Here is a 16,683-nt window from a genome sequence, read left to right on the forward strand (position 1 = left end):
ATCTTAACGCGCACAGTAACTTATTAACCGGGGTGCCGCGCAAGGCGCCCAATTCTAGAACGACTAACCCTGAGAGGCCAGCATGGATCAGCGGCGGGACAATCTCGCTCAATGGGCGGTGGCGATGATTCGCCAGCATTCCGATTTTGATGTGACCGCAGAAATGGACATGGTATCCGGAGACGCAAGCTTCCGGCGCTATTTTCGTCTGCGCTGTTTGAACCACAGCTGGATTGCAGTTGATGCGCCGGCCGATAAAGAAGACAACCCGCGTTTTGTGCGTATCGCGCAGGCCTGGTACAAACATGATGTGGTCGTACCTAAGGTGCTGGCATACGATTTTGACCAGGGTTTTATGCTGCTGGAAGACTTCGGCGACCAGATGCTGTGGCCGGCGCTGCATGCTGACGGCGTCAGCAGCGCGACGGTACAGGGGCTGTATGAACAGGCCATTACCCAGTTGCTGCATATTCAGGATTTACCGGCCGATAATCTGCCAACTTACGATGCGGCACTGCTTGATCAGGAAATGGCGCTGTTCCGCGACTGGCTCTGTGTGCAGCAGCTGGGTATGACACTGAGCAGTGCTGAAGAACAGCTGCTGGCCGACACCTTTGCCTTATTAAAAGCCAATGCGCTGGCGCAACCGGTGGTGGCTGTGCACCGCGATTATCATTCACGCAATCTGATGCTGCGCGCTGACGGTTCGCTCGGTGTAATTGACTTCCAGGATGCGGTGGCTGGTCCGGCCACCTACGACCTGGTGTCTCTGCTGCGCGATTGCTATGTGCGCTGGCCGGCGGCGCTGGTTGATGAACTGGCAGCCTCTTACTGGCAACAGGCACGTCCGCGCGGTATTTATCTGGGCGAATGGAACCAGTTCCAGCGCGATTTCGATTTTATGGGAATGCAGCGTCATTTAAAGGCCGCCGGTATTTTTGCGCGCCTGAATCTGCGTGACGGTAAGAGCGGTTATCTGGCGGATATTCCTAACACCTGTCAGTACCTGCTGGAAATCAGTGGCCGTTATGAAGAATGTGCCGCCTTCCATCAGTGGCTGGCTGAGGTCTTTATCCCGCAGCTGGATAAACTGCCGGCTGCGGGTACTGACCAGCGTCGTGACAGCAGCGCTGAATGAAAGCCATGATTCTCGCCGCTGGTCGCGGCACCCGGATGGCGCCGCTGACCGATAACTGCCCCAAACCGCTGTTGCCGCTGGCGGGTAAAGCGCTGATTGTTCACCACATTGAAAAGCTGGTGGCTGCCGGTATTACCGAGCTGGTGATCAATCACGCCTGGCTTGGCCATATGCTGGAGCAGCAGCTGGGCGATGGCTCGGCCTTTGGTGCGCAGATTCAGTATTCGCCGGAGGCCAGTGCGCTGGAAACCGGGGGCGGTATTCTGCAGGCCTTGCCGTTATTAACCGCAACAGGGCAGGAGCCGTTTTTGCTGGTAAACGGTGATGTCTGGACCGACTGGGATTACCAGCAGGCGCTGCAGGTTTCACTGGCGAATGATCTGGCGCATTTATGGCTGGTGGATAACCCGGATCATAATCCCGCCGGTGATTTTGCCCTGCGTGATGGCAGGGTTCTGAGTGGCGGGAATATTCATCATGATCGTCTGACGTTCAGTGGTCTGAGTGTGTTGCGGCCGCAATTGTTTGACGCTCAGGAAGCGGGGGCTTTTCCGCTGGCACCCTTACTGCGCCGGGCAATGGACGCCGGCCGTGTGGGCGGCACTCATTTGCGTCAGCGCTGGGTGGATGTCGGTACGCCACAGCGGCTGGCAGAACTGGATGATTATCTGCGGACGACGGCTTTATGAATTTCTGGTTTGGTAAAGCCATGGGCGCGGTGATTGGTCTGTTCAGCGGCGGCCCTTTTGGTTTGCTGGTCGGCGCTTTTGCCGGGCATCTGTTTGATCAGACACTGGGGAAAGTGTTGCTCGGCCATGAGCCCGCGTCGGCTTCTGGCAGCCGCAACGAACGGGTGCAGGTGCAGCAGGTGTTCTTCCGCGCGACTTTTCGTGTGATGGGACGGCTGGCCAAGGCCGACGGCCGGGTCAGTGAGCAGGAAATTGATGCCGCCAGCCATATCATGGATCAGATGGGGCTGACCGGGCCGCAGCGTAATAATGCGATTCAGTTTTTTACCGAAGGCAAAGACCCGGATGTGGATTTAATGCCGGATCTGAACCGGCTGCGTGAGCTGTTCGCCCAGCGTGCCGGACTGGCGCAGATGTTTCTCGAAATTCAGCTCAGCGTGGCTTATGCCGATGGTCGCTTGTCGATTGAAGAGCGGCGTCTGTTTGACCGCATCTGCCGCGCGCTGGATATCGGTGCTTTTCAGTTTGAATGGATTAATGGCCGGGTGCAGGCGGCGATGCGCGGTGCCGGTCAGCGCCAGCAGCAGTCGCGGCCGGGTGCGCAGCCACAAAGTCAGTTGCGTGATGCCTACACCGTGCTGGGCGTTACCCCCGAGGCAACGGACGATGAACTGAAAAAAGCCTATCGCCGTTTAATGAGTCAGCATCATCCGGACAAGCTGGTGGCCAAAGGTTTACCCGAGGAAATGATGAAACTGGCGAAAGAAAAAACTCAGGAAATCCAGACCGCTTACGATCTGGTGCGCAAAGCGCGGGCTTAATCTTTATGCCTGCTAGCGACCAGGGCGGGTGAAGCGCTCGCTGGCTTTCTTATCCAGCCAGCGTCCGAGCCGGAGCAGCTCCAGATGGGCAATAATCAGGCTGACCAGCAGCAGGGCAAAACCGATCACCGGCCAGCGGCTGGAAAGAATCCAGGATGCTGTATAAATTGCGATAACCAAAAGCAGCACTTTGCTGACAATATTGAGCAGGAACTCCCAGGGACCTTTGCCTGGCGGCAGTTTTTTTCTGATGGGCATTTGTAATTCTCAGAAATCCTTCACCTTGCCGCGCATATTTTTAATCGCACCGCGTTTGGTTTTACTGTCGACCCGTTTCTTTTTCGCAGAACGGGTCGGACGGGTGGCGATGCGTTTGGCCTGAACTTTACTCACACTCTGAATTAATTGCTGTAAGCGGGTCAGGGCATCCAGCCGGTTCTGTTCCTGAGTGCGGTATTGCTGCGCCTTGATAATAATAACGCCGTCCTGAGTGATGCGCTGATCACGCAGGGCGAGCAGTTTTTCTTTATAAAATTCCGGCAGGTTGGATGCCTGAACGTTAAAACGCAGATGAATAGCGCTGGACACTTTATTCACGTTCTGACCGCCGGCGCCCTGGGCGCGTATCGCGGTCATATCGATGTCAGACCAAGGAATGCTGACGCTGTGGCTGATAAACAGCGGGTCGGTAATATCGTTCATGCGTTGTTTTAACGTCGCCTTTTTTTAATGGCTGGTTTTAATCCGTGCTTTTAACCGGTGCCTTTAGACAGGTACCTTGGCCAGATGAAAGGCAATGGCCCAGAAGTGACAGAAGCCACCGCCAATCACAAATAAATGCCAGATTTCGTGGAAGCCAAACCATTTCGGCCAGGGGTTTGGCCATTTGGTGGCGTAGACCACCGCACCAATGGTGTAGCTCAGGCCGCCGTACGTAATCCATTCCAGTGCGCCAGCGGGAATCTGGTCGAGCAGCGGATAAACAAACACCACCAGCCAGCCCATCAGCACATAAATGACGGTGGAGAACCAGCGTGGTGCGCTGATCCATACCAGTTTAAGAATGACACCGGTCAGTGCCAGTCCCCAGACCACGCCAAATAACCACCAGCCGCTGCTGCCGTGCAGTGGCACCAGACAAATCGGTGTGTAAGTGCCGGCAATCAGCAGAAAAATCGCCATATGATCGATGCGCTTCAGCCACTGAATGACTTCTTCTGAAGCATGGATCATGTGATACACCGTGCTGCTGGCAAACATCAGCAGCAGCGTGGCACCAAAAATCATAAAGGACACCATATGCCAGACACCGCCGTACATGGCAGCCTGAGCGGCGAGAATACAGAGGGCAACAATGGCAAAAACAGCGCCGGCGAGATGGGTCAGGCCACTGATGGGATCACGGAAAACAGCATGCATAGCGTTACAACTTATTTATGGTTTGGGTGAGAGCTGCGTATGATACGGGTTTTTATCCGGGCCTGTTAAATCAGAGTGTACAGGCTCTGTCTGTCTGAGGATTAACGTGCCCGCGGAGTCTCCCCCCTGCTGGAGCCTGTATCTGGTCCGTATGGCCAGTGGTCAGCTGTATTGTGGTATCAGTACCGATGTTGAACGGCGCTTCGCTGAACATTGCGCCAATGGCGCTAAAACCGCGCGCGCGCTGCGCGGCCGCGGCCCTCTGGCGCTGGTTTATCAGACGGCGGTAGGTGCTCATGGTGATGCATTGCGAGCGGAAATGCGGGTAAAAAAACTGCCTAAGGCGGAAAAAGAGAAGCTGGTACGCGGAGAGCGTCCCTTGCCCTAAGTCTGCCTGGGCAAGGGAGTTGTGATTTTTGGGAAATAATTAACGGCGACGACGGGCAACCGCAGTCAGTGCCAGTAGCCAGATCAGGGCGCCACCGGATGAGCCGGATTTTTTGCCTGGTTCTGTTGGATCAGGATCTGTTGGATCAGGATCTGTCGGATCAGGATCGGTCGGATCAGGATCGGTTGGATCAGGATCGGTTGGATCAGGATCGGTCGGGTCAGGATCGGTCGGGTCAGGATCGGTTGGATCAGGATCGGTCGGGTCAGGATCGGTCGGGTCAGGATCGGTCGGGTCAGGATCAATTGGATCAGGATCTGTTGGATCAGGATCGGTTGGATCAGGATCGGTTGGATCAGGATCGGTTGGATCAGGATCGGTTGGATCAGGATCGGTTGGATCAGGATCGGTCGGGATAACAATCTCCGGCCAGCTATCGGCCTGACCATCAGCATCGGCATCCATTAAAGAAGCCTGCGATAGTTTCAATCCCGGTACTTGTTCCTGAGTGCCAAACACCCACAGTGTTTCATTCTTACTGTTTTTACTGCTATCCCAATCGCTGAACTGCAGGCCGTCACAGGCATCAGCGGCGCTGGCGCACTGGATATGAGCCAGATCGAAGTTCTGGTTCGGAATCAGGGAGCCGTATCCTTTACCTTCGGCACGCTTTGCCAGATCGCGGGCTGCGTGGGTGTTTGTTACATCAGTCAGCGTCATTCCACCGCTTTCACCGGTCAGCGCGCCGATAAAGCGGGTGGTATCGCTGTCCTCTGGTAAGCGCACGGTGCTGATAATCCGTAACAGCGAGCTGTCTTCCATTGAGCCTGCAATGCCACCGGCACGGGCATAAATCTGCTCGTCGAGATTAACTGTACCGCTGACCAGAGAGTCACTGATTTCAGTTTTATTAATGGAGCCTGCAAGAGCACCGATTTGGGTCCGGCCACTGGCGGTAACGGCGACAAAGCTGCGTTTAACCGTACTGCTGATGGTCGGGTCTGTGGACGAGGTCGCTGCCATTCTTCCAACCAGGCCGCCGATATTTTTATCACCGCTGATGTTGCCCTGTACGCCTGCTTCATCAACATTGCTGTCGCTGAGATAGCCGGCCAGACCACCGCTGCTCTCTTCACCGCTGACGGTGGTTTTCAGCAGAATGCGGTTGATCATCAGCTCTTCACCTGAACCGATCAGGCCGCCGTTATCACGGGCATCGCAGAACGGCTGGCAGTTTTGTACTTCACTGGCGGTAGTCGTTACTTTTGTCTCGGCCTGAATTTTCTGGAACAGGCTGCGCCAGGCGTAGCCTGTCAATGCCCCGGAGTTACCACCACCTTTAATATCAGCGGTCAGTATCAGGTCATGAATGCTGGCGAGTTCCAGGTAGCCGAACAGTCCGGTGAAGTACTCGCCGGGACGATTAATCGTGAGATTGAGTAACGCATGGCCCTGACCGTGAAATTCCGTGGCGAACTTCAGATTGAAGTTACCAATCGGCTCAAAGCCTTTGCCTTCATTCCAGAACTGATCCCCCTCATCGAAGAGGCCATTGCTGTTGGTATCGAAATTCAGGTTGCGGGTCAGCTCGTAGCCATTACAGCCGCTGGCCGGACAACCGCCATTGGCACCGTACAGGTGGGTGCCCTGAATTTCTGCCGGGTGTTCGGCCGATGTGTTATTGCGGATCTCATTCAGATCCTGCAGGTCTTCGATTTCAATCAGACCATTGTGGTCGCTGTCATAGATATCTCGGGGTGCAGCAATGCTGAGTGCCGAGGCAAAGGCCAGCAGGGCGGGAATGAAGGGGGTTAAACGCATAACGGCTCCGGACGTCCTGTTCTCAAAAACGGAATGATAATGGATACAATTTGATACAAAAATCAAAAATGTACCGATTTCACTGTTCCTCTGATGAAACAGCTCAGGCCATGGGTTGTACCCTGCATAAGCCACCGATCGACTCTGGCGGATTTGGATAGTGACCACTTAAAGTGGGTGTGGTACAAAAGTACACAATTGCCAGACAATAACAATAAAGGTCGTTCTCATGCGTGTTCTTCTCTCGCTGTTAGTGTTCGTCTCGCTGACGGGCTGCGCAGCTACTCAGGAAATTTTTGTTCAGCAACCTTCCGCTCATAGCATCGTGGCAGAAAAAGTGCCGACGGCAGGTGCGGTATCGGTCGATATTACGCCGCCGCCGGGTATGCCGATGGGTGGCTATTCGGTGATGGCTAACCGTGGTCAGGGCTTCCGTACCCGGATCAAGGCGCGGGTGGTGTATATCAATGATGGTAAAGGGCAGTCAGTGGCGCTGGTGCAGACCGACCTGACGGCTGCTTCGCTGTTGTTGCAGCATGAAGTAGCCGCGCGGGTGGCGGAAAAAACCGGGCTCAAGCCGGGTGATATTGCCATTACGGCTTCCCACAGCCACTCGGCGCCGGTGAATTTCTTTGATAACGATTTTTATAACAAGCATATGTCCAGCGGCCAGTGGCTCGAACCGGATTTTCTGGAATTTGTCGCCAGTCGTATCAGTGCCGGCATTATTCAGGCTTATGAGTCGCGTCGTCCGGCTAAAATCGCCACCGGCAAAAAAGATATTTACGGCTACAACCGTAACCGCTCCCTTGATTCTTATGTGCTGAATAACGATGTACAGGGTGTGGAGCTTGATGATCCGCAGGCTAAGTTTGAGGCCGTTAACCCATCGCTGTATATGGTGCGGGTGGATGTGCGCGATGATGACGGAAAATATAAACCACTGGGTGCTTTCTCCAGTTTTTCAGTACACGCTACGGCGCTGAGCGTACCGGTTGAAGTGTATAACGCAGACCTGTTTGCTTACGCGCAGAAAGATCTTGAGTGGAAAATCCGCGACCGCTACAAAACCTCCTGGCCAGTCGTGCATGCGCTGAGCACCGGTACTCAGGGCGATATGGCACCGGCACTGGAAGAACATGGTGATAACTACTTCGGCCATTTCGATGTCGACTGGAAGGCCGCGAAAAAACTGGGTCAGGGCATCGGTGGTGAAGCCATCAGTCTGTTTGAAGCACTGGGCTCAGAGCTGAGCAGCGATATTCAGCTGGCCAGCGCCGCGCGCGAGCTGAATATCCGTGAGCATACCAAGGCTGGTGACGTAGAAATCTGTCATGATGCGGCGGTGGGCAATACCGTAGCGGCCGGTGCTTATGAACGCCGTACGCCGTGGCTGAGCGCGATTCCGTTCTTCCATGGTGGCAATGTGATGGCGCGTCGCTGGTGGTTCTTTAAAGATGGTTGTCAGGGTAACAAACGCCATCTGGGGTTCTCTTTCCTGCAGCCGCTGCTGGAGCCCAAAGACAGCTTCCCGAATACCGTGATGTTCCAGCTGCTGCGCATTAATGACATGGTGGTTCTGCCGCTGCCGTTTGAAACCACGACTGAATCCGGTCGCCGGATTTCGGCCGCCGTCAGTGACACTTTTGCTGCTGCCGGTGAGGATGTGAAATACGTCTGGGTGGCCAGCAACGCCAACGGTTATTTTGGCTACACCACCACGCCGGAAGAATACTCCCGCCAGAATTACGAAGGCGGTCATACCTTGTATGGCCAGTACACTACACCTTATCTGGCAGCACAGCTGGGTACGCTGGCGCAGGATTTTCTGCAGAATGGCCGCGTGCAGGAATTAAAACCGGAATGGCGTTATGAACTGAAGGTTAACCACTTCCTGCCGGAGGCTGTTGTCAGCAACGGCAAGCGCGAGTGGCTGCAGCTTCCGCATGAGGTAAGTGCTGAAGAGCCCAATGAAGAAAACTACGTAGCAGTACAGTGGCTGGATCTCGGCCCGGATCAGATAGCCTTTGATCAGCGTCTGGTGCGTGTTGAACATAAAGTCGGTGATCAGTGGCAACAGCTGGTGATCAATGGCGAACCCGTGCACGATGATGGCTACGATATCGAAGTGCGTTATCTCGATGACAGCGACAACGGTATGGCGGAATACGAAAGCCGCTGGTATAACCCGGTGGTTGGGGGAGAATACCGCTTTGTCATCGAAGCGCGGGACAATCAGCCGCAGATAACATCGGCCAGCTTTACCTACGGGAGTGGCAGTGCAGGTGTTGCCTTAGCTGAATAACGTCTGAATTGGGCTGTGGCGTGGTGGAATAACCCCGTCGCAGCGCCGGAATTGACGCCTGATGCCGGAGTTTCTGCAAGAATCTCCGGCTTTTTTACAGTAATGTCACATTGCTCCTTTAGATTTGGCGCCCCCGTTGAGTAGAATGACCCGCTGATATTTCCAGGGATAACAACAAATACCATGTTCAAAGCCATTTGGGCGGCCCGCTGGTTTGTAGTGCTGGGCGTTTTAACCTTCATTTTTGTTCTTGTCATCAATACACCGCTGCATTTTGTCTGGCGCTATGTTGAGCCACAGGCAGGACGTCTGCCGTTAAAAATTGAGCAGGTGTCCGGCACGTTATGGGATGGACGTCTGCGTTTTGCTGTTCCGCAACTGCGGGATCTGGGCAGTCTCGATGCCCGCTGGCAGCTTAGCCCTCTGGCGCTGCTGGCTGGCCGCGCTGATTTTGATTTAAGCGTGCTGGGCGATGGTGTGCGTTTAAAGAGCGCCGCCCGCATTGGCCTGGATCAGCAATTGCAGATTCTCGGTGCCGATGGTTATCTCAACGCTGATAAAATCCAGCCGCTGCTGACCCGCAACCGGGTGTCGGTTGCCGGCGAGTTTGAACTGAACCGCCTGCTGGCCAGTGTGAATCTGCAGACCCGGCAATTCTCCGATGTCTCCGGCCGACTGGTGTACAGCGGTGGAGAGGTTGGCTTCCCGGTAGATAACAAGCCTATCCGCGCAACCATGCCAATGCTGATCGGCACGCTGGGAATGGAACCGGAAAAAGCCGTGCTGAATATTGAAACAACGGAAGGCCAGGCATTAATCCAGGGCTTTATGCAGCAGGACGGCTGGGGCGGGATCGCTATCCGCCGGCGCTTTCTGGATGTGTTAGGGCAGAAGTGGCCAGCCGAAGCCACAGAAGAAACAGTAATTTTTGAAGTGTCTCATAAGGTTCTGTAACCTTGGGCGCTTCGTTTACGGAGTAAGAACGTTTTGGCAGACAAGGTGGCTGAGTTAATGAGCTGGCAGCGCTGGACGCTGGTGCTGGGGAAGACAGCCCTGACCGTCCTGTTATCCTGGCAGCTTGCGCATCTGACCTGGCTGATTGTGGCGCCGGAACCGCTGCTGCTGAAGGCGCCATCGCAGTCCCGCGGTGATGCACAGAACGGCGGGACAGTGGCAGGGACAGGCCAATATCATTTGTTCGGGGATGTTACCGCACAACCTGTTGAGGCTGTTGCCAAAGAGGTAGATGCTCCGGATACACGCCTGCGGCTGCAGTTGCTGGGTGTGACCCGCAGTACCAGCAATGAAGCATCCAGTGCCATCATTGCGCCGAAAGGTGGTCAGGGAGAGTTTTACCGCATCGGTGATGCGGTGCAGGGACGTACACGTCTGGCCGGTGTCTATGACGATAAAGTCATCCTCGACACTAACGGCAAGCTGGAAACCCTGAAATTTGACGAAGAATCCACCGCCGGCATCACGGCCAGAGCGGTTGCTGCGCCACGCCCGGAGGTTAACCGCAGTGGTTCTTTGCGCGAGCGTTTTAAGCAGGTTCGCAGTCCGTCAGAATTTATGAATATGGTTACCGAAGAGGTTGCCGGAGATGCGGAAGGTGCCATGCAGGAAATGGGGCTGGAAGCCATAGGCTCAGGTCAGGGATACCGTGTGCAGCCCGGATCGGTGCTGACAGCCTTGCAGATGCAACCCGGTGATATCGTGTTGTCAGTTAATGGCCAGGCGCTGGGTGATCCGCAAAGCGATCAGCAGTTATTGCAACAGGTAAGCAGTGAAGGCAACGCGCGCATTGAAGTGCAGCGTGGCAACAGCCGTTTTGTTGTTAATCACAAGATTAATTAAAGGATATTGAGTGTGTTAAAGCAGTGGGCATTCGTCATCATGCTGTTGGTCAGCGCCGTAACACAGGCCGCGCAGGACAGCTGGCAGATTAATCTGAAGGAAGCGGATATCGGTGCCTTTATCAGTCAGGTCGCTGATATTACCGGCAAAAGTTTTGTCATTGATCCGCGGGTTAAAGGCAAAGTAAACGTGCTTTCCAGCGAAGCGATGAACAAAGAAGGCGTTTACGAGCTGTTTTTATCGGTATTGCAGGTTCAGGGCTATGTGGCTGTACCGGCCGGCGATGTCATTCTGATTGTGCAACAGAACGACGTTAAACAGCAGGGACGTGATCTGGATGAAAGCGTCGCAGTCGACAGTCAGGAACTGCTGACCAAAGTCATCATGATTAAAAATACCCCGGCGCTGGATCTGGTGCCGATTCTGCGTCCGCTGGTGGCTAAATATGGTCATCTGGCCGGGGTGAAATCCGCAAACGCCCTGATTATTTCCGATCATGCCGCCAACATTCAGCGTATTGAGCAAATTATTGACCGCCTGGATAAATCCGGCAGTGAAGAGCTGGAAGTGATCCAGCTGAAAGAAGCCTGGGTTGGTAACGTGGTTACCATGCTGCAGAGCCTCGATCCGGCCAAGGTATCACAGGGTACAGCTGCCAATGCTAACGAAAATACCGCCGGCTCTATCCGTGTGGTGGCCGATGAGCGCAGCAATCGTCTGATTATTAAAGGTGAGAAAAGCGCCCGCGAACGTATCCGCAAACTGATTGAAGAGCTTGATCAGCCATCCTATTTCTCCGGCAGCGCCAAGGTTATCCGCCTGCAGTATGCCGATGCGAAAAAACTGTCTGAGCTGCTGAAAAATCTGCTGTCGGACGCGTCTTCTGCCGCTGATAAAGATGCCTCGCAAGCTAAAGGAAAAGCCGGTATTCATGCCGATGAAGAGCTGAACGCACTGGTGGTTCGCGCTGAGCCATCACTGATGAAAGAAATTGAAGAGCTGGTGGCAGCGCTGGATGTACGCCGTGCACAGGTGCTGATTGAATCGGCCATCGTCGAAGTTACCGGTGATATCACCGATGCGCTGGGCGTGCAGTGGGCAACCGGTAACCTGGATGCGCCGGTGGCAGGCACCAACTTCTCTAATTCCGGCCCGTCACTGAGTACGATTGCTACCGGTATTGCTACCGGCAATCCGGCTTCGGCCCTGGGCAGCGGCCTGACCATTGGTGGTTATCATGAAGTAAACGGCGAAGTGGATTTTGGTGTGATTCTGCAGGCGCTGGCCAGCAACAGCCTGACCAACCTGCTGTCGACGCCAAGCATCATGACGCTGGATAACCAGGAAGCAGAAATTATTGTCGGCCAGACCGTTCCTTTCCGTACCGGTTCTACGGCTTCAAGCAGCAACACCAACCCCTTTACCACGATTGATCGTAAAGACGTCGGTATTTCTCTTAAAGTTAAGCCGCATATTCATAATGGCGAAGCCATCCGTCTGGAAGTGGAAGCGACGGCTGAGTCGGTATCGCAGACCACTATTGATGGCAGTGCGGACCTGATTACTAACAAGCGCTCTATCAAGACCATGATTTTGTCAGAGAACGAAGAAACCATCGTACTGGGTGGTCTGATCCGTGACGATATCCGTGAAGTGGAAAGCAAAGTACCACTGCTGGGCGATATTCCACTGCTGGGCTGGTTGTTTAAATCGAAGTCGGTGACACAGGTGAAGAGCAACCTGATGGTGTTCCTGCGTCCGACCATTGTGAACAATACCGGCGTTGCGCGTAAGCTGACGGAAGATAAATACAACGGCATCTGGGAATTCAGCCTGTCGGATAAACTGGGCCGGGAAGATGTTGATGCCCAGCTGGAAAAACTGTTCCAGGGATTACCGGGTAATCGTAAGAAAGATTAACAACACCTGCAGTGTTACCGATAAAAAAGCCCCGTTTTACGGGGCTTTTTATTTATCGCTCTTTTAAATTATTGAGCAAGTTCCAGTGGGTTGATTCCGGCTTTGCGCATTAAATCAATCAGGCCGATTAATGGCAGACCGATCAGGCTGGTGCCATCACGGCCTTCCAGTTTTTCAAATAAATTAATGCCCAGCCCTTCCACTTTAAAACTGCCGGCGCAGTCATAAGGCTGCTCGAGTGCGACATAACGTTCGATCTCTGCCTCGCTGAGATTGCGGAAATACACATGGAAAGGCTCGGTCAGCGAATAATATTCGCCACTGTCACTGTTAAGCAGGCACAGACCGGTATAAAAACTGACGCGCTGGCCATTGGCGCGTTGCAGTTGTGCAACGGCGTTGTCGTGGTTGCCGGGCTTGCCGCAGATCTGGTTATTCAATACGCAGGTCTGATCACTGCCAATAACCCAGTGTTGCGGATATTGTGCGGCCAGTGCCCGGGCTTTTTCGTACGCCAGACGGGCGACGTAATCCTGCGGCGATTCGTTTGTTGATGGTGTTTCGTCAATATCCGGGCTGGCGCAGTCAAAAGGAATACGTAACCGGGCCAGTAATTCGCGGCGGTAGGGTGAACCGGAGGCGAGCAGTAGCTTCATAGTTTTACCGTTTTCACAGATATGCGGATATAAAAAAACCGGGTAAAAACCCGGTTTTCTTTTTACCACAAAGGCCGATTAAGCAGCGAAGTTCGCGTTGGCGAATTCCCAGTTAACCAGAGCCCAGAAACCTTTCAGGTAATCAGGACGTACGTTACGGTAATCGATGTAGTAAGCATGTTCCCACAGGTCAACAGTGATCAGTGGAGTCAGGCCTTCAGTGATCGGAGTGGCGGCGTTGGAAGTGTTAACAATATCCAGAGTACCGTCAGCTTTTTTCACCAGCCAGGTCCAGCTTGAACCGAAGTTGTTAACAGCCATATCGTTGAACTTGGCCTGGAAATCAGCAAAAGAACCGAATGCTGCGTTGATAGCATCTGCTACTGCGCCAGTAGGTTCGCCACCGCCGTTAGGGCTCAGGCTGTTCCAGTAGAAAGTGTGGTTCCAGATCTGGGCTGCGTTGTTGAATACGCCACCGGAAGAGGTTTTGATGATTTCTTCCAGAGTTTTGCCTTCAAACTCAGTGCCACCGATCAGACCATTCAGCTTAACCACGTAGGTGTTGTGGTGCTTACCGTGGTGGAAATCCAGGGTTTCGGCAGAAATGTGCGGTTCCAGTGCGTCTTTTGCGTACGGCAGGGCAGGTAATTCAAATGCCATGGTGTCTCTCCATTCATTACTGAGTCGGGTTGCATATCTTGCGGGATTATCAAAGCTCTGTAAGGATCGGCCATTACAATGCTAAACCGGCAGAACTTCTTTAGAGCCCGAATCATAGCACCACTGTATTTGGGGTGCTATTCATGCGGTTTGTAGGGGTATTGAACAGTCTGTCTCTGTTACATGCTATAAGCCTTTGGCAAGGCGTATGACAGCCAGAACAGAATAACAGCGTTCAGAATTTATACTGACGGCAGATGCCGTTATACTGGGCGCAATAATAATGACGACGTTTTCGTGGGGGCAAAACAATGGATAAAGAAAAAGAACCGCTGGTGCCGGATATGAAGCCATCGCAGGAAGATATTGCTCTGCGCCAGAAACAATTGCAGGCCCGCCGTATTGCCGCTCAGCGTGCTGCAGCAGCAAAAGCAGGCCCATCGGCAGCAGCGCTTGCAGCAGCTCCGGCGCAGAAACAGACGCTGGCTGTTGTGGCATTGGTGGTCGCTCTGGGAATGGGGGGGCTGGCAGGCTTTCTGTTTATGCAGCTGCAGACTCTGCAGGGACAGTTTGCCAACGCCGAAACCCTGCTGAAAAGTCAGGCTGCCAATATTAATGTGCTGAATGAAAAGCTGTCGGTTACTGGTGAGAATGCCAACCTGTCGCTGGATGCTCTGAAAGTGATTATCAAAGAGCACGATGCCGAAATCCGTAAGCTGTGGGATGTGGCGAATAAGCGCAATAAGGCTGATATCGCCAGCAATGAAAAAGCCATTACGGCGTTAAAAGGATCGCTGGCCGGTCTGGATAAAGAGCTGAAAGCCAGTAATGACAAACAGCAGAAAGCTCTGGCGGCAAACGATGCTGCGTTGCAGAAAAAACTGGATGCCAGTCTCGCCGATATGAAGAAGAAGATTGCCAAGGTCGAAGCTCAGGTTCTGGCAATGCCGGCTGAAACCGAGCTGCGGGTGGCGCAGAACACTGAGTCCATTCAGTCTCTGGAAGCGGCAATGACCAAGATGCGTCAGAGTGGCGCTGGCGGTAACCTGGCCGATATGAAGCTGGAAATTGAAGATATTCAGATCCGTCTGGATCGTATCCAGAACGCTCTGGGTGGCAGCGCACAGTAATGTCGCTGTCCGCGTTATGTCAGCGTGGTGCCACGGCACCACGTCTGTCTCTTGAGCAGGATGCGGCGCTGCTGCGTCGTGAACTTGCCACTTCTTTTCGTACCCTGACATCCGTTGAAGTCGCCTGGCAGCATGGTCAGCGTGCGGCTACGCCGGGAACGGCATTTTTCTGTGGTTATCAGGCGGCAATGCGCCAGCTCGATCCACAACTTGCAGCCGACGCCTGGGCGGCATTCTGTATTTCTGAAGCCGGGTTACGTTCTTTGCGGCAGATGCAGACCCGTTTTGATGAGCAAACTTCCTGCCTGAATGGCGAAAAATCCCATGTCATGCTGGCCCGCCGTGGGCTCGACCTGCTGTATGTGGTTGCAGCCTGCGCTGATGATCTAGTGTGTGTGCAGGTCGCGGCGGATGCGGCAGGGGTTGAACCTCTGGAGGCGCGTAAAGAGCAGCCCTTTCTGCCGGATGTTCCCCATACGCCGGTGCACTTCAGTAATGTAACTGTTACCTCTGCTTATCGTTGCCATCATGCCCATCAGCAGCTGAACAAGCCCTTCCGTTACTGGGAAGATGTGCACGTGGCACTGGCATTCAGTGGTTGGCTAATGGCTAATGCCGATGCTGACAACACGCATTCGCTGGTCGCTGCGGCGGGGCGGTTGGCAGATATCTTCTCTGCCCGGCCACGGGATTATTCTCTGGCGGCTCTGGATGCACTGGAGGATGTGCTGGTCTGTCAGGATGAGCTGCTGCCGCTGTTAGCCGATGATGTCAGAGCATTGTGGTTACGTGACCGTATTTTGCTGCAGCTTGCAGTGCCTTTACGGGGAAAGATCTGTGCGTCTCTGATGGCCGCGCAAGCCAGCATTTAACGGACGGTAATGGTCACCGATGCGGCGCCGGTGCTGACGTTGGTTGGCAGGGACAGGGGAGCGGTTTCTATTGCCGGCATCTTCTCGCTGTCGCGGGCAGTCAGTGTTTCGCTGTCCAGATTGTCAGTGTTCTGGGTATGCGGATCGACGTCAATGCTGTCAGGGGTTTTGACAATCGTTTGCGCCATCTCCTTATTCAGCAGTCGTGAAAACTGAATGCTTTGCGAGGTTGAGCGGTTATAGCGCTGTGCATGACTGTAATCGTAATGGTGGGTGCGCTGCCTGGCTTCTTCGATGGCGGTGAATATATCGTTTGAGTAGTACTCGTCATGAGGATTAACCGCCGCCGCGCAGAAACTCAGCGTGGCAGCAAGAATACCTGACAGGCCCGTCATCACTGTTTTCATGATCACCTCCGTTACGCTCAGGGCTTATAACTGGCCTTGATGGTCACGGTTGCGCGGATGTCTGTGACACGGCTGTTTTCTGAGCGGGCTTCGCGTACGTAGATTTCCTGAGAGCGTTCAACGACGGTCTCATCGTCAGGCTTGTCCTGCTTTTTCTTGGCTTCGGCCAGGGTTTCCTGCTTACTTTTGCGTCCCTGAGCGATATCGCGCACAGGTTGCTGAGCTTCCAGCGCGGCCGCTTCACCAGCAGCGGTCGGACCCATCGCACCTTCAACCACTTCAGCATCCATTTCGGTGTTGAGTAATTTAGGCAGAGGGAAGCTTTTTGATGTGGTGCGGTTATACCAGGAGCGGCCAACATACTCGCTGTTAACCGGATTGCGTTTGGCATCTGCGACCGCATCTTCCAGGTCCGTGGAATAATAGGATTCATTCACTGGTGCAGCCTGTGTGTGGGCAGCAGTCAGTGTCAGCAGAATACAGGCGGTGATGTAACAGGATCTTTCCATGAGTTGACCCCTTTTGTTTTTGTTATTTTTTGTAATTATGTCATCATAGCAAGCTGAGTTTTTTATGTACACTGGCCAGCCGGTTTTGTGG

At 53.9% G+C, this 16,683-nt stretch carries 18 protein-coding genes; 10 read left to right on the forward strand and 8 right to left on the reverse strand.

What is annotated here, in order from left to right:
• Window positions 1-82 precede the first annotated feature (82 nt).
• From HUF18_RS17125 to djlA, 3 genes are read left to right on the forward strand one after another with little or no spacing between them, the layout of a single operon-like run.
• Window positions 83-1,138 (forward strand): aminoglycoside phosphotransferase family protein, encoded by a 1,056-nt coding sequence (locus HUF18_RS17125; RefSeq protein ID WP_225693062.1) that lies wholly within the window; start codon window positions 83-85, stop codon window positions 1,136-1,138.
• Window positions 1,135-1,827 carry an N-acetylmuramate alpha-1-phosphate uridylyltransferase MurU gene (gene murU / locus HUF18_RS17130; RefSeq protein WP_225693063.1) on the forward strand — a complete coding sequence of 231 codons (693 nt, stop codon included), beginning with the start codon at window positions 1,135-1,137 and terminating at the stop codon, window positions 1,825-1,827. The genes HUF18_RS17125 and murU overlap by 4 nt, the downstream gene beginning before the upstream one ends.
• The gene (gene djlA / locus HUF18_RS17135) at window positions 1,824-2,648 is read left to right on the forward strand and encodes a co-chaperone DjlA (protein WP_225693064.1); all 825 of its coding nucleotides are present in this window, start codon (window positions 1,824-1,826) and stop codon (window positions 2,646-2,648) included. Before murU ends, djlA begins: the two co-directional genes overlap by 4 nt.
• A 12-nt stretch (window positions 2,649-2,660) precedes the next feature.
• On the opposite strand, the gene HUF18_RS17140 is transcribed toward djlA, so the two are convergent.
• The 3 genes from HUF18_RS17140 to trhA all read right to left on the reverse strand — a co-directional run bounded on the left by HUF18_RS17140 (window position 2,661) and on the right by trhA (window position 4,067).
• Window positions 2,661-2,906, reverse strand: a complete 246-nt coding sequence (locus HUF18_RS17140) for a hypothetical protein (protein WP_225693065.1) — start codon at window positions 2,904-2,906, stop codon at window positions 2,661-2,663.
• 9 nt (window positions 2,907-2,915) lie between these two features.
• Window positions 2,916-3,350, reverse strand: a complete 435-nt coding sequence (gene arfB, locus HUF18_RS17145; protein ID WP_225693066.1) for an alternative ribosome rescue aminoacyl-tRNA hydrolase ArfB — start codon at window positions 3,348-3,350, stop codon at window positions 2,916-2,918.
• Window positions 3,351-3,413: 63 nt separating this feature from the next.
• Window positions 3,414-4,067: a PAQR family membrane homeostasis protein TrhA gene (gene trhA / locus HUF18_RS17150; protein WP_145466404.1), complete on the reverse strand. Its 654-nt coding sequence runs from the start codon at window positions 4,065-4,067 to the stop codon at window positions 3,414-3,416.
• Between the two features lie 106 nt (window positions 4,068-4,173).
• Here trhA and HUF18_RS17155 point away from each other — a divergent pair, with 106 nt between their 5' ends.
• Window positions 4,174-4,455, forward strand: coding sequence for a GIY-YIG nuclease family protein (locus HUF18_RS17155; RefSeq protein WP_225693067.1), 282 nt, complete (start codon window positions 4,174-4,176; stop codon window positions 4,453-4,455).
• Between the two features lie 39 nt (window positions 4,456-4,494).
• On the opposite strand, the gene HUF18_RS17160 is transcribed toward HUF18_RS17155, so the two are convergent.
• Window positions 4,495-6,276, reverse strand: coding sequence for a hypothetical protein (locus HUF18_RS17160; protein ID WP_225693068.1), 1,782 nt, complete (start codon window positions 6,274-6,276; stop codon window positions 4,495-4,497).
• A gap of 229 nt (window positions 6,277-6,505) precedes the next feature.
• On the opposite strand from HUF18_RS17160, the gene HUF18_RS17165 reads away from it, so the two are divergent.
• From HUF18_RS17165 to gspD, 4 genes are all read left to right on the forward strand, one after another.
• Entirely contained in the window at window positions 6,506-8,581 is a 2,076-nt protein-coding gene (locus HUF18_RS17165) for a neutral/alkaline non-lysosomal ceramidase N-terminal domain-containing protein (RefSeq protein ID WP_225693069.1), read from the forward strand.
• A gap of 183 nt (window positions 8,582-8,764) precedes the next feature.
• Window positions 8,765-9,535, forward strand: coding sequence for a type II secretion system protein N (gene gspN / locus HUF18_RS17170; RefSeq protein ID WP_225693070.1), 771 nt, complete (start codon window positions 8,765-8,767; stop codon window positions 9,533-9,535).
• 57 nt (window positions 9,536-9,592) lie between these two features.
• On the forward strand, window positions 9,593-10,438 hold the full coding sequence (locus tag HUF18_RS17175) for a type II secretion system protein N (RefSeq protein WP_145466399.1): 846 nt from the start codon (window positions 9,593-9,595) through the stop codon (window positions 10,436-10,438).
• A 12-nt stretch (window positions 10,439-10,450) separates the two neighbouring features.
• Complete coding sequence (gene gspD, locus HUF18_RS17180) at window positions 10,451-12,358, forward strand: type II secretion system secretin GspD (RefSeq protein WP_145466398.1); 1,908 nt, start codon at window positions 10,451-10,453, stop codon at window positions 12,356-12,358.
• Between the two features lie 68 nt (window positions 12,359-12,426).
• Here gspD and HUF18_RS17185 read toward each other — a convergent pair whose 3' ends face one another.
• Window positions 12,427-13,014, reverse strand: a complete 588-nt coding sequence (locus HUF18_RS17185) for a Maf family protein (protein ID WP_225693071.1) — start codon at window positions 13,012-13,014, stop codon at window positions 12,427-12,429.
• 78 nt (window positions 13,015-13,092) lie between these two features.
• On the reverse strand, window positions 13,093-13,674 hold the full coding sequence (gene sodB / locus HUF18_RS17190; RefSeq protein WP_145466396.1) for a superoxide dismutase [Fe]: 582 nt from the start codon (window positions 13,672-13,674) through the stop codon (window positions 13,093-13,095).
• Between the two features lie 311 nt (window positions 13,675-13,985).
• Between sodB and HUF18_RS17195 the strand changes: the two genes are divergently transcribed.
• Window positions 13,986-14,804: a hypothetical protein gene (locus HUF18_RS17195; protein ID WP_145466395.1), complete on the forward strand. Its 819-nt coding sequence runs from the start codon at window positions 13,986-13,988 to the stop codon at window positions 14,802-14,804.
• Entirely contained in the window at window positions 14,804-15,676 is an 873-nt protein-coding gene (locus HUF18_RS17200) for a hypothetical protein (protein ID WP_225693072.1), read from the forward strand. Before HUF18_RS17195 ends, HUF18_RS17200 begins: the two co-directional genes overlap by 1 nt.
• Here HUF18_RS17200 and HUF18_RS17205 read toward each other — a convergent pair.
• Together HUF18_RS17205 and HUF18_RS17210 are read right to left on the reverse strand one after the other, a co-directional pair.
• Entirely contained in the window at window positions 15,673-16,083 is a 411-nt protein-coding gene (locus HUF18_RS17205) for a hypothetical protein (RefSeq protein ID WP_225693073.1), read from the reverse strand. The genes HUF18_RS17200 and HUF18_RS17205 overlap by 4 nt on opposite strands.
• A gap of 17 nt (window positions 16,084-16,100) precedes the next feature.
• Entirely contained in the window at window positions 16,101-16,592 is a 492-nt protein-coding gene (locus HUF18_RS17210) for a hypothetical protein (RefSeq protein ID WP_145466393.1), read from the reverse strand.
• Window positions 16,593-16,683: the final 91 nt, after the last annotated feature.

Source organism: Thalassolituus sp. ST750PaO-4, assembly GCF_020320405.1.
GTDB lineage: Bacteria > Pseudomonadota > Gammaproteobacteria > Pseudomonadales > Oceanobacteraceae > Venatoribacter > Venatoribacter alkanivorans.

Coding starts and splice junctions, on each gene's coding strand:
- HUF18_RS17125 (WP_225693062.1), top strand. CDS start 83: ATGGATCAGCGGCGGGACAATCTCGCTCAATGGGCGGTGGCGATGATT.
- HUF18_RS17200 (WP_225693072.1), top strand. CDS start 14,804: ATGTCGCTGTCCGCGTTATGTCAGCGTGGTGCCACGGCACCACGTCTG.
- HUF18_RS17195 (WP_145466395.1), top strand. CDS start 13,986: ATGGATAAAGAAAAAGAACCGCTGGTGCCGGATATGAAGCCATCGCAG.
- HUF18_RS17205 (WP_225693073.1), bottom strand. CDS start 16,083: ATGAAAACAGTGATGACGGGCCTGTCAGGTATTCTTGCTGCCACGCTG.
- HUF18_RS17185 (WP_225693071.1), bottom strand. CDS start 13,014: ATGAAGCTACTGCTCGCCTCCGGTTCACCCTACCGCCGCGAATTACTG.
- arfB (WP_225693066.1), bottom strand. CDS start 3,350: ATGAACGATATTACCGACCCGCTGTTTATCAGCCACAGCGTCAGCATT.
- murU (WP_225693063.1), top strand. CDS start 1,135: ATGAAAGCCATGATTCTCGCCGCTGGTCGCGGCACCCGGATGGCGCCG.
- HUF18_RS17160 (WP_225693068.1), bottom strand. CDS start 6,276: ATGCGTTTAACCCCCTTCATTCCCGCCCTGCTGGCCTTTGCCTCGGCA.
- sodB (WP_145466396.1), bottom strand. CDS start 13,674: ATGGCATTTGAATTACCTGCCCTGCCGTACGCAAAAGACGCACTGGAA.
- gspN (WP_225693070.1), top strand. CDS start 8,765: ATGTTCAAAGCCATTTGGGCGGCCCGCTGGTTTGTAGTGCTGGGCGTT.
- HUF18_RS17175 (WP_145466399.1), top strand. CDS start 9,593: ATGAGCTGGCAGCGCTGGACGCTGGTGCTGGGGAAGACAGCCCTGACC.
- trhA (WP_145466404.1), bottom strand. CDS start 4,067: ATGCATGCTGTTTTCCGTGATCCCATCAGTGGCCTGACCCATCTCGCC.
- HUF18_RS17140 (WP_225693065.1), bottom strand. CDS start 2,906: ATGCCCATCAGAAAAAAACTGCCGCCAGGCAAAGGTCCCTGGGAGTTC.
- HUF18_RS17210 (WP_145466393.1), bottom strand. CDS start 16,592: ATGGAAAGATCCTGTTACATCACCGCCTGTATTCTGCTGACACTGACT.
- HUF18_RS17165 (WP_225693069.1), top strand. CDS start 6,506: ATGCGTGTTCTTCTCTCGCTGTTAGTGTTCGTCTCGCTGACGGGCTGC.
- djlA (WP_225693064.1), top strand. CDS start 1,824: ATGAATTTCTGGTTTGGTAAAGCCATGGGCGCGGTGATTGGTCTGTTC.